This is a genomic window from Mycobacterium sp. (assembly GCF_965277065.1).
GTDB lineage: Bacteria > Actinomycetota > Actinomycetes > Mycobacteriales > Mycobacteriaceae > Mycobacterium.
In genome coordinates, this window is sequence record NZ_CBDIBT010000017.1 from 1 (window position 1) to 12,404 (window position 12,404).

A 12,404-nucleotide genomic window follows, 5' to 3' on the forward strand; every position below is an offset into this window, starting at 1 on the left:
AACCGGCCCGCGGTCGACGGCCTCGGCCGAAAGTATGCGAAGACGAATATTGTTGACGCTCAGCACTTTTTCGATCCGACGGGCGGTCTCGGTCGCTTCCTCGCGCCCGGTGTGGACGACCAGCAGGACGGTGCGCTCACTAGTCATTGCGGACCTGCCTCAATCGCCTCTCGGACCGCAGATTCCAGTTCATCAGCAGACAAACCCCGATCGGTTTCGGCACGTAACCACAGAAAGTATTCAACGTTGCCCGATGGACCTGGCAGCGGGCTGGGGGTCACGCCGACGGCGTGCCATCCCAGCTCGTCGGCGCGACGCGCGACGTTGAGGACAGCGCTTGCCCGCAGCTCGAGACTGTGGACGACCCCGCCGGCCCCCACCTGCCCTCTGCCCACCTCGAACTGCGGCTTCACCATAGGAACGATATCCGCGGCGGGCGAGGCGCATCCAGTCAGCGCAGGTAACACAGTGGTCAGCGAGATGAAGGACAAATCGGCGACGATCGTCTCGACCTTGCCCTCGATTGCCTCTGGCGTGAGTTCTCGCACGTTGGTCCGTTCGAGAACCACCACCCGCTCGTCCGACCGCAGCGACCACGCCAGCTGGCCGTAGCCGACGTCGACGGCGACCACTTCCCGGGCGCCGCGGTCGAGCAGGACGTCGGTGAATCCGCCCGTCGAGGCTCCCGCGTCCAAACAGCGTCGACCCTGCACGTCGATGCCGAAGGCGTCGAGCGCACCGATGAGCTTGTGTGCACCCCGGGACACCCAGCCGCGTTCGGTGTCGCCGGCGACCTTCAGTGCCGCCGTGACTGCAACGGCTGTGCCCGGCTTGACGGCGGGCATCCCGTCGATGCTGACTTTGCCCGCGCCGATCAGCTCCGCGGCTTGCTGTCGCGATCGGGCCAGACCGCGCCGGACCAGCTCGGCATCAACACGGGTACGCCGCGGCACAGTGGCCTCAGGCCTTCTCCGCCGACTCCAGCGCCTGCACCAGCATGTCGTGCGCCTCGGAAAGCTGGCGTGCGAGCTCCTCGAGATCGGCCTCGGAGGGCATCTTGTCGGGGTTGGCAGGATCCGGTAGCTCGGCGAGGATGGCGTCGATCCGTGCGCGAATCTCATCAGGGTCGGTACTCATCGCTTTACCACGCTATCGGATTTGGGCCAGAGACCACCGTTGCAGGGCGTCGCGCGCGGTATCGTCGCCGGCCTCGATGGAAACCGTCTGGCCGTCGGGGTCGCGTGACCAGACCGCATGAGCGACGGCGCGAACAATCGAGAGTCCGTCGCCCTCGTCGTCCGCGGCGGTGCTGACCGTGATCGCGTGGTCCGCGGTGTCGACCTGCCAGGCCGACTGCGGGCCCACCGCAAGCTCCTTTGCGTGCTGGTGCAGCGAACGAAGGTCCTCACCGATGAATGTCGCGCGCTGCTCGGGTACGGCATAGACAGCGTCTCGTGCGGAGTTGACCCCGGTGAGCACCATCAGGCTGGGCAGCCCGGCGGCGGTGGCGCCGGCGATGTCGGTGTTGAGCCGGTCACCGACGACCAGCGGTGTGCGAAACTCGCCGCGTCCCAACGCATCTAGCAACAGTGTCGGCGCCGGCTTGCCCGCGACCTGAGGCTCGGCATCGGTCGCTGCTTTCAGCGCGGCCACCATCGAGCCGTTGCCGGGCAGGAGGCCGCGTTCGGTCGGCAGCGTCGCGTCGACGTTGGCGGCGACCCACAAACCCCCGGCCCGGATCGCCAGCGCCGCCTCGGCAAGGATCGCCCATCCGGTGTCCGGCGAGTGACCTTGCACGACGGCGTCCGGCTTGTCGTCGTACAGCCGGACCGGCTCGAGGCCGACGGCGGCGACTTCGGCGGCCAGTGACTCCGTGCCGACGACCAGCACCCGGGCGCCCGGTTTCAGGTGATCGGCCAACACGTGAGCCGCGCTTTGCGCGCTCGTGACGACGTCGTCGGCGGTCGCTTGCAGGCCGAGGTCAGTCAGGTGCTGGGCGACTTCCTCGGCACTGCGCGACGCATTGTTGGTGACGAATAGCGTTCGACCCGAGGCCTTTTCCAGCGAGTCAGCAGCGCCCTCGGTCAGTTCATGACCCCGGAACACCGTCCCGTCCAAGTCGAGGAGCAGGCAATCATGTTCCTGGGCAAGCGTTCCCACCTCAGCCGAGCTCACTCACTCGATCCTCGGCATCGGTGGCGCCTTCGACGTCAGCTTCGGCCGCGTGCAGGAACCACTCCACCGCCTCCGCGCCGCGGTCGAGTGCCAGCAGGGTTTCGGCGTAGGCGTAGAACAACCGGGCCGCGATCGTGCCGACCCGCGTCGGGTCCAATTGCGGGGTGGACAGAACGGTCAGCGCCTGTTCGAGCTGTCCGAGGTCGGCGCGGGCGCCGGCGGTGACGATCCGCATCTCGTCGGCCTCATCGCCGACCAGCTTGGCCGCCTCGGCCCCGCGGGCCAGTTCCAGTGCGCGTTCGGGCCGACCCAGGCCGCGTTCGCAGTCGGCGATCAGCGGAAGCAGCGGTGACTTGCTGCCCATCCGTCGCGCCGCCCGCAGCTCGGCGATGGCCTGCGCCCAGTCGCCACACTGGTAGGCCGCGATTCCCACGGCTTCCCGCACCGCGGCGATGCGGCCGGAACGCAGTCGCGCGGCGCGGGCATGGCTGAGCGCGGCCTCGGGGTCTTCGTCCAGCAACTCCCCAGCGGCGACCAGGTGGCGCGCCACCGCATCGGCGTTCGCCTTATCGAGGGTGCTGAGCTCGCGGCGAACGTCGGGTGCTAGCTGCTTTGCTTCGATCTTGGGCGGGATCGGCGGCCCGTTGCGATCATCCGCGGCGGCGCCGTGCTGGGGTTGAGATCTTCGAGCGCGGTTGGGACCGGACGCGGAAGCCGGGGCGCGTGGCGGTCGCTGCGGTCGTCGTGCCCCGTCGCCGTGCGTGTCGTCGCCCACTCGTACCCTTCGCTTCGAAATACGTCAGTACCTGCCGACTTAGGATACGGCTCACGTGCGCTCGTCCCTACTACAGTGGGCGGTCCCCGAGAACTGATCCAAAGCTGTGAGAGTCGTTGGACTGGTGCGTTTCACAGACTATCGGACCGGCAGGGTGATGGTTGCGGGCGCCACAAGCGCAATGACGTGACCCAGCGCGCGGGCAAATCGGAACGCCCGTGCAACCTGACTTGGCTCAAATACTGCGTACGTCAGAAGGATCTGGATGAGGGCGTGGGCACGATCTGGTAGCGGCGGGTGTCGCGATCGAATAGCGTTATGGCCCAGCGCTTTTGGGCTTAGGTAGGGTGCCGGTGGTGAGCGGCTCCGATAGCCGAGCTAGTTCATTGGTGGTGGTTGGGGTTGGAAGGGGTCGTACCACCACCAGTGGGCGCGCTCGCCGGTGGGTCCCGGGCAGGGTGGGACCGCGGGCGGGGGACGGTTGGGTGGGCGTGCCAGCGATCCTGCGCTCAGTTCTCGGCCGGCGCTGTCGGTGACGACGAGATTCTCGGCGGGTCCGGTGATGGTGATGGCGCCGCGGTGGTGCAGCCGGTGGTGATACGGACACACCAACACCAGGTTGGACAATTCGGTCCGGCCACCGTCTTGCCAGTGCCGGATGTGGTGTGCGTGCAAACCGCGGGTGGCCCCACAGCCAGGAACCACGCAGCTGCGGTGGCGGTGCTCAAGGGCGCGGCGAAGCCGCCGGCTGATCACCCGGCTCGCTCGGCCGGCCCCGATGACCTGGCCGTGACGTTCGAACCACACCTCACAGGTGGCGTCACAGCCCAGGTAGCGGCGTTGGGCGTCGGTGAGCAGCGGGCCCAGATGCAGCGCGGCGGCGTTGTCCTTGACATCGACGTGCATCACCACCGTGGTGTGCTGCCCGTGGGGGCGCCGGGTCGCCTCGGCGTCCCAGCCCGCCTCGATCAGGCGCATGAACGCCTCGACGGTGCTCGGCACCGGGGGTGTCTGCTCTGATCCGCGCTCGCCGGTGCCGCGGTCCTGGGTCCACTCGGCGAACAGCGCGTCACGGTGCGACGCCAGTGCCGCCTCGAAGGTCGCCGCGTCCAGCTGAGCCAGGGTGATCCGCCAGCTGGTGGTGTGCTCGCCAGAGGTCGTGGTGATCGCGGGCTGCGGCTGGGGCCGCGGATCGGGTTCGGGTCGCGGCTCCAGCTTGACCGCGGTGCGCAGCTGGCTCACCGTCGCGCAGGCCGCCAGCTGGGCGTAATGCTCATCAGACCCCGCGCCCGCCCGCCCCGCGATGACCCCGACCTGATCCAGCGACAACCGGCCCTCCCGCATCCCGGCCGCGCAGCGGGGAAACTCCGGCAGCCGGCGCGCCACGGTGGCGATCGTATGAGCGTTTCCCGAGGAGCAGCCCAGCTTCCAGGCCACCAACGCCGCCACCGACCGCGCACCCGTAGCCCCGCAGAGCCCGTCACGATCCAGCTCGGCGACGATCTCCACGATCCGCCCGTCAATTGCGTTGCGCTGACCCGCCAACTCCGCCAACTCCTCGAACAACACCTCCACACGCTCAGCAGGGCTCACCACTACCAGAGGAGACGCGGTCAACGACATAACGAAATCATCCCAGCCAGGTCCGACACGTTTCGGCGGCCGATCCACGCCCAGATGCTGCCATCTCTCAGCGGCACAGCCTCATTGGCTGCCACACGCGTCTCACGAGGCCTTTGCGGGCGAATCGGAACGCCCGTGCAATGCGGCAGTGCCGCAACGAAATGACGCTACTGCCTGACCCTGATCGTGTTTCGAACCGGTCCGACTCCCGGTCACGGGCCCACCGCGAGGCGCGTACGCCTGACTCATGGGTGCATGAATGCCCGTGCCCCCCAGGGGTTTTGGGGGGCACGGGGCTTGTTGTGTGTGTTCGGCGGTGTCCTACTTTTCCACCCTGGTGGGTAGTATCATCGGCGCTGGCAGGCTTAGCTTCCGGGTTCGGGATGGGTCCGGGCGTTTCCCTGTCGCTGTGGCCGCCGTAACTTTATTCTGTTCATTCTTTTTTGGTTTGTTGTTGGTGGTGGGGTGGGGTGGTTGCGCTGCGTGGAAGTGGTTGCGTGTGTGTAAGTTTTCGGCCGGTTAGTGCCAGTTCCCTGCGCCCGTTGCCGGGTGTGTAGGTCTGGTCTATTGATCCCGTGGTCTGCGGGGGGCCTTATCCCACTTGATGGGTGAGAAGCCTGGTCTTGGAGAGGGTTTCCCGCTTAGATGCTTTCAGCGGTTATCCTGTCCGAACGTGGCTATCCAGCGGTGCCCCTGGTGGGACAACTGGTGGACCAGAGGTTCGTCCGTCCCGGTCCTCTCGTACTAGGGACAGGTTTCCTCAAGCTTCTGACGCGCGCGGCGGATAGAGACCGAACTGTCTCACGACGTTCTAAACCCAGCTCGCGTGCCGCTTTAATGGGCGAACAGCCCAACCCTTGGGACCTGCTCCAGCCCCAGGATGCGACGAGCCGACATCGAGGTGCCAAACCATCCCGTCGATATGGACTCTTGGGGAAGATCAGCCTGTTATCCCCGGGGTACCTTTTATCCGTTGAGCGACACCCCTTCCACTCGGGGGTGCCGGATCACTAGTCCCGACTTTCGTCCCTGCTTGACGTGTCAGTCTTGCAGTCAAGCTCCCTTGTGCACTTGCACTCAACACCTGATTGCCGTCCAGGTTGAGGGAACCTTTGGGCGCCTCCGTTACATTTTGGGAGGCAACCGCCCCAGTTAAACTACCCACCAGGCACTGTTCCTGAACCGGATATACGGTTCGAGGTTAGAGGTCCAATACGATCAGAGTGGTATTTCAACAACGACTCCGCAATTACTGGCGTAATTGTTTCACAGTCTCCCACCTATCCTACACAAACCGTACCGAACATCAATACCAAGCTATAGTGAAGGTCCCGGGGTCTTTTCGTCCTGCCGCGCGTAACGAGCATCTTTACTCGTAGTGCAATTTCGCCGAGTCTATGGTTGAGACAGTTGAGAAGTCGTTACGCCATTCGTGCAGGTCGGAACTTACCCGACAAGGAATTTCGCTACCTTAGGATGGTTATAGTTACCACCGCCGTTTACTGGGGCTTAAATTCTCCGCTTCACCTTACGGTTAACAGGTCCTCTTAACCTTCCAGCACCGGGCAGGCGTCAGTCCGTATACATCGTCTTGCGACTTCGCACGGACCTGTGTTTTTAGTAAACAGTCGCTTCTCACTGGTTTCTGCGACCCACGACCGCTGCCCCGGGCAAGCCGGTTGACGGTGTGTGGGCCCCCCTTCTCCCGAAGTTACGGGGGTATTTTGCCGAGTTCCTTAACCATAGTTCTCTCGTACGCCTTGGTATTCTCTACCTGACCACCTGTGTTGGTTTGGGGTACGGGCCGTGTGTGTGCTCGCTAGAGGCTTTTCTCGGCAGCATAGGATCACCGAATTCACCTCATTCGGTTATGCATCACCTCTGGGACTGATGACATCCGGATTTACCTAAATGTCGTCCTACGGGTTTGCCCCAGTATTACCACTGACTGGTACGGCTACCTTCCTGCGTCACCCCATCGCTTGACTACTACCCATCCGGGTCCCACGCAGCCGGTGGCTCTCGCACCCTCGAAAGGGATTGATGGGCCACCTTTTGGGTGGTTAGCAGAATGGATTCATCACGGGCGCGCACACACGGGTACGGGAATATCAACCCGTTGTCCATCGACTACGCCTGTCGGCCTCGCCTTAGGTCCCGACTCACCCTGGGCGGACTGGCCTGGCCCAGGAACCCTTGGTCTTTCGGCGGGCAAGGTTCTCACTTGCCTTATCGCTACTCATGCCTGCATTCTCACTCCCACACCCTCCACCACTCCATCACTAGGTGGCTTCACTGGATGCAGGACGCTCCCCTACCCAATCAACAGATGTTGATTGCCGCGGCTTCGGCGGTGTGCTTGAGCCCCGCTACATTATCGGCGCACAATCACTTGACCAGTGAGCTATTACGCACTCTTTCAAGGGTGGCTGCTTCTAAGCCAACCTCCTGGTTGTCTATGCGACTGCACATCCTTTTCCACTTAGCACACGCTTAGGGGCCTTAGCCGGCGATCTGGGCTGTTTCCCTCTCGACGCACGGAGCTTATCCCCCGCCGTCTCACTGCCACGCTTTGACTTACCGGCATTCGGAGTTTGGCTGACGTCAGTAACCTAGTAGGGCCCATCGGCCATCCAGTAGCTCTACCTCCGGTAAGAAACACGCAACGCTGCACCTAAATGCATTTCGGGGAGAACCAGCTATCACGGAGTTTGATTGGCCTTTCACCCCTACCCACAACTCATCCCCTCAGTCTTCAACCTAAGTGGGTTCGGGCCTCCACGCGGTCTTACCCGCGCTTCACCCTGGCCATGGGTAGATCACTCCGCTTCGGGTCCAGAACACACCACTACACCACCCAAAAGGTGGATACGCCCTATTCAGACTCGCTTTCGCTGCGGCTACCCCACACGGGTTAACCTCGCGACATGTCCCTGACTCGCAGGCTCATTCTTCAAAAGGCACGCCATCACCCCACGACAAAGTCGAAGGCTCTGACGGCTTGTAGGCACACGGTTTCAGGTACTATTTCACTCCCCTCCCGGGGTACTTTTCACCATTCCCTCACGGTACTCATCCGCTATCGGTCATCAGGAAGTATTCAGGCTTACCGGGTGGTCCCGGCAGATTCACAGCAGATTCCACGGGCCCGCTGCTACTCGGGTAACAACACAAAACAGGATGTACGGTTTTCACCTACCGGGCTCTCACCGTCTACGGCAGACCATCCCAGGCCACTTCGATTAACCCACACCTACTGCCCTCCGGCCGGATAGAGCCAGACGCGTTATCCCCACAACCCCGCACACACAACCCCTACCCGGTCACCCATGCGCACGGTTTAGCCATCCTCCGCTTTCGCTCGCCACTACTCACGGAATCACACTTGTTTTCTTTTCCTACGGGTACTGAGATGTTTCACTTCCCCGCGTTCCCTCCCGCACCCTATGTATTCAGATACAGGTGACACGACATCACTCGTGCCGGGTTTCCCCATTCGGACATCCTCGGATCCACGCTCGGTTGGCAGCTCCCCGAGGCATATCGCAGCCTCCCACGTCCTTCATCGGCTCCTGATGCCAAGGCATCCACCATGTGCCCTTAAACACTTACAAACACAAGAAAACAACTCAACAAAAAACTGAAATACTCAGCACTTTTGCTTAGATGCTCGCAACCACTATCCAATTACACAAACACCACACCCCACCACCAAGATGGAGCGACACCACCTGACCAGGCCACCAGACGGCCAGAACAACACAGGTGTTGCCTCAGGACCCAATAGTGTGTTGGCGGAAATGCCGGCGCCTGAAGAAACCAGAACACCCACGTTGTTGTGCACCAAACCCCCGCCCACTACAGGCACGGAGTTCCTCACGGCCCGAGCACGACGCTGATGCCGCACTCTTTTCGTGGTGCTCCTTAGAAAGGAGGTGATCCAGCCGCACCTTCCGGTACGGCTACCTTGTTACGACTTCGTCCCAATCGCCGATCCCACCTTCGACAGCTCCCCCCACAAGGGTTAGGCCACTGGCTTCGGGTGTTACCGACTTTCATGACGTGACGGGCGGTGTGTACAAGGCCCGGGAACGTATTCACCGCAGCGTTGCTGATCTGCGATTACTAGCGACTCCGACTTCACGGGGTCGAGTTGCAGACCCCGATCCGAACTGAGACCGGCTTTCAAGGATTCGCTACACCTCACGGCATCGCAGCCCTTTGTACCGGCCATTGTAGCATGTGTGAAGCCCTGGACATAAGGGGCATGATGACTTGACGTCATCCCCACCTTCCTCCGAGTTGACCCCGGCAGTCTCTCACGAGTCCCCGCCATAACGCGCTGGCAACATGAGACAAGGGTTGCGCTCGTTGCGGGACTTAACCCAACATCTCACGACACGAGCTGACGACAGCCATGCACCACCTGCACACAGGCCACAAGGGAACCGATATCTCTACCGGCGTCCTGTGCATGTCAAACCCAGGTAAGGTTCTTCGCGTTGCATCGAATTAATCCACATGCTCCGCCGCTTGTGCGGGCCCCCGTCAATTCCTTTGAGTTTTAGCCTTGCGGCCGTACTCCCCAGGCGGGGTACTTAATGCGTTAGCTACGGCACGGATCCCAAGGAAGGAAACCCACACCTAGTACCCACCGTTTACGGCGTGGACTACCAGGGTATCTAATCCTGTTCGCTCCCCACGCTTTCGCTCCTCAGCGTCAGTTACTGCCCAGAGACCCGCCTTCGCCACCGGTGTTCCTCCTGATATCTGCGCATTCCACCGCTACACCAGGAATTCCAGTCTCCCCTGCAGTACTCCAGTCTGCCCGTATCGCCCGCACGCCCCCAGTTAAGCCAGGGAATTTCACGGACAACGCGACAAACCACCTACGAGCTCTTTACGCCCAGTAATTCCGGACAACGCTCGCACCCTACGTATTACCGCGGCTGCTGGCACGTAGTTGGCCGGTGCTTCTTCTCCACCTACCGTCACCGGCAACACAAGCTACCGGCTTCGCCGATGGTGAAAGAGGTTTACAACCCGAAGGCCGTCATCCCCCACGCGGCGTCGCTGCATCAGGCTTGCGCCCATTGTGCAATATTCCCCACTGCTGCCTCCCGTAGGAGTCTGGGCCGTATCTCAGTCCCAGTGTGGCCGGACACCCTCTCAGGCCGGCTACCCGTCGTCGCCTTGGTAGGCCATCACCCCACCAACAAGCTGATAGGCCGCGGGCCCATCCCACACCGCAAAAGCTTTCCACCACAAACCATGCGATTCGTAGTCCTATCCGGTATTAGACCCAGTTTCCCAAGCTTATCCCGAAGTGCAGGGCAGATCACCCACGTGTTACTCACCCGTTCGCCACTCGAGTACCCCCGAAAGGGCCTTTCCGTTCGACTTGCATGTGTTAAGCACGCCGCCAGCGTTCGTCCTGAGCCAGGATCAAACTCTCCAAACAAAAACCCACCCACACCCCAAAAGGCGCAGACCGAATTCAAATCAGAAAAACCTGACCACCAGCAAAACAACACCAAAAACTGGCATCAAAAACAAAACAAGCCACACCCCAACACGGGACGCCAGAATGCAGCCAAAAACAACAACAAAACAAAACCACCAAACACACTATTGAGTTCTCAAACAACACCCGCCGGCCGCGCAGCAAGACCCGCGGCTTTTGGCCGCTTGCTCGTTCCACGGACGTCGAAGGATCCCACCGAAATGGGATCTCCCTCTGGATGCCGCCGCGCTCTCCGGATTGACCGGGTCGCAGCGACTCGATTAAGTTACGTGACAGAAAACTGAGAGTCAAACAGCCTGATAGACGGCGTGTTTCGACTCGTCACAAGATCAACCGAGACGCTCCACGCCGGCGATGTTCCTCTTGCCGCGGCGCAGGACGAGCCACCGTCCGTGCAAGAAGTCGGTCGGTTGCGGCGCCCAGTCTTCGGCGTCGATCTTGGTGTTGTTGACGTAGGCCCCGCCCTCGGCGATCGTGCGTCGCGCCGCACCCTTGCTCTGCGCCAGCCCGCTCGCGACGAGCAGGTCGACGATCCCGTCCGGCGTTCCGGGCTTCAGCTCGGCGATCAATGTCTCCCGCAACGCGGCGCGCAGCGTGGCCTCATCCAGCCGGTTGAGCTCACCGCGGCCGAACAACGCGCCGCTCGCGTGCTCGACGGCTTCGGTGGCCTGCTCCCCGTGCACAAGGGTCGTGAGCTCGCGCGCCAACCGCCGTTGCGCCGCACGCTGCTGCGGGGTCTTCGCGGTGATTGCTTCCAGTTCGGCCAGCTCATCGGCCGAGAGAAAGGTGAACCAGCGCAGGTACTGGATGACGTCGGCATCGGCGGTGTTGACGAAGTACTGATACCAGGCATACGGGCTGGTCATCTCCGGGTCGAGCCAGAGGCTGCCGCCGCCGGTGGACTTCCCGAACTTGGTGCCGTCGGCAGCGGTCACCAGCGGGACCGTGAGAGCGTGCACCGAGGCGGCCAGCTTCTGGCGCACCAGTCGGACGCCGGCGATGATGTTGCCCCACTGGTCGGATCCGCCGACCTGCAGCGCACAGTGATGACGCCGGTGCAGTTCGACAAAGTCGTTGGCCTGCAACAACATGTAGCTGAACTCGGTGTAGGAGATCCCGTCGCCCTCGAGCCGCCGCTTGACGGTGTCCCGGTCCAGCATCACGTTGACCGAGAAGTGTTTGCCGACGTCACGCAGGAGCTCGATCGCCGACATCGCCCCGGTCCACTCGAGGTTGTTCTCCACGATGGCGCCCGTCGGCGAGCTGTCGAAGTCGACGAACCGCTCGAGCTGGCCGCCGATGCGACCGGTCCATTCCTGGACGGTTTCCGTGGTGTTGAGCACGCGTTCGCCGGTTTCGCGTGGGTCGCCGATCAAGCCGGTTGCGCCGCCGGCGAGGACGATGGGCCGGTGCCCGGCCTGCTGGAAGCGGCGCAGCGCCAGCAACGGCACCAGGTGGCCGGCATGCAGGCTGGGCGCAGTGGGGTCGAAACCGGCATACAACGTGATCGGGCCCTTGGCGGCTTCCGCGGTCAGCGCCTCGAGATCGGTGGACTGTGCGATCAGCCCACGCCAGTTCAGCTCGTCGATGATTTCAGCGCCCACAGTTAGATCTTCGCGCATGTGCATGGCACCTTCCCGGCGGGCGCGCCCGACTCAGTCGCTGGCACCGGGTGACGGGGCCCGAGGACTGCGCCGGTAGGCGGAGACCTCCGGCCGTCCCGCGAGCCACAGCCGCCACGGCCGGTCGGCGGCCTGGCTCACGCCGACGCGGGGCCCCGGCATCGCGTCGACGGCGTCGTTGAGCTCGAGGCGCACGGGACTGCTCGGATCGAACAGATCGATTCCATTGTCGGCCATGGCGATTCCCATCGCCGCGCAGAGGTTTCCCGGCCCGCGGGCCAAGGCACGAGGCGGGATCGCCGCGCCGCGTCGGGCGAGGGCGACGTCAAGTCCGGTCTCGATGGCCGCGGCGCGGAGCAGGACGGCGGCCGCGACCCCGTCGGTTGCACACACCACGTTCGCGCAGACGTGGATGCCGTGGCTGAGGTAGGCGTAGAGCCGCCCGGGTGGACCGAACATCACCCCGCTTCGACCGGTGGCGCCACGATAGGAGTGCGCGGCAGCGTCCGGCCATGGCCCGTCGGGCACCCCGCCATACGCCTCTACCTCGACAACGACCGCGCTGACGCCACGACCGGTGAGGGTCGCGCCAAGGAGTCGATGCGCCGCGTCGACGGGGTCGACCGCAAGCTGGTCCGCGCCCACTGAACAGATTCTGCCTGCGTCTCTTGACAGCTCAGTCGGC

General features: G+C 63.1%; 7 protein-coding genes, 3 rRNA genes and 1 pseudogene. All 11 read right to left on the reverse strand.

All coding sequences use genetic code 11. The features are described from left to right. Nucleotides 1-147: pseudogene (gene ppnK, locus ACQY5A_RS08440) on the reverse strand (NAD kinase); the annotation flags it as partial. Further along, nucleotides 144-953, reverse strand: a complete 810-nt coding sequence (locus ACQY5A_RS08445) for a TlyA family RNA methyltransferase (protein ID WP_428339952.1) — start codon at nt 951-953, stop codon at nt 144-146. The pseudogene ppnK and the gene ACQY5A_RS08445, both read right to left, overlap by 4 nt. Before the next feature lie 7 nt (nt 954-960). After that, the gene (locus ACQY5A_RS08450; RefSeq protein ID WP_428338499.1) at nt 961-1,137 is read right to left on the reverse strand and encodes a hypothetical protein; all 177 of its coding nucleotides are present in this window, start codon (nt 1,135-1,137) and stop codon (nt 961-963) included. 12 nt (nt 1,138-1,149) lie between these two features. Beyond that, nucleotides 1,150-2,160 carry an HAD-IIA family hydrolase gene (locus ACQY5A_RS08455; RefSeq protein WP_428338513.1) on the reverse strand — a complete coding sequence of 337 codons (1,011 nt, stop codon included), beginning with the start codon at nt 2,158-2,160 and terminating at the stop codon, nt 1,150-1,152. A gap of 1 nt (nt 2,161) precedes the next feature. Continuing rightward, nucleotides 2,162-2,950 (reverse strand): tetratricopeptide repeat protein, encoded by a 789-nt coding sequence (locus ACQY5A_RS08460; RefSeq protein WP_428339953.1) that lies wholly within the window; start codon nt 2,948-2,950, stop codon nt 2,162-2,164. A gap of 378 nt (nt 2,951-3,328) precedes the next feature. Next, on the reverse strand, nt 3,329-4,573 hold the full coding sequence (locus ACQY5A_RS08465; RefSeq protein WP_428339954.1) for an HNH endonuclease signature motif containing protein: 1,245 nt from the start codon (nt 4,571-4,573) through the stop codon (nt 3,329-3,331). 308 nt (nt 4,574-4,881) lie between these two features. Continuing rightward, a 5S ribosomal RNA gene (rrf, locus tag ACQY5A_RS08470) occupies nt 4,882-4,994 on the reverse strand. A 78-nt stretch (nt 4,995-5,072) separates the two neighbouring features. After that, nucleotides 5,073-8,187: ribosomal RNA gene (locus ACQY5A_RS08475) — 23S ribosomal RNA — on the reverse strand. A gap of 314 nt (nt 8,188-8,501) precedes the next feature. Further along, nucleotides 8,502-10,034: ribosomal RNA gene (locus ACQY5A_RS08480) — 16S ribosomal RNA — on the reverse strand. The 16S, 23S and 5S rRNA genes sit together here, the layout of an rRNA operon. A gap of 392 nt (nt 10,035-10,426) precedes the next feature. Further along, nucleotides 10,427-11,719 (reverse strand): tyrosine--tRNA ligase, encoded by a 1,293-nt coding sequence (gene tyrS / locus ACQY5A_RS08485; protein ID WP_428339955.1) that lies wholly within the window; start codon nt 11,717-11,719, stop codon nt 10,427-10,429. A 33-nt stretch (nt 11,720-11,752) separates the two neighbouring features. Then, complete coding sequence (locus tag ACQY5A_RS08490) at nt 11,753-12,364, reverse strand: DNA-3-methyladenine glycosylase (protein ID WP_428339956.1); 612 nt, start codon at nt 12,362-12,364, stop codon at nt 11,753-11,755. Nucleotides 12,365-12,404: the final 40 nt, after the last annotated feature.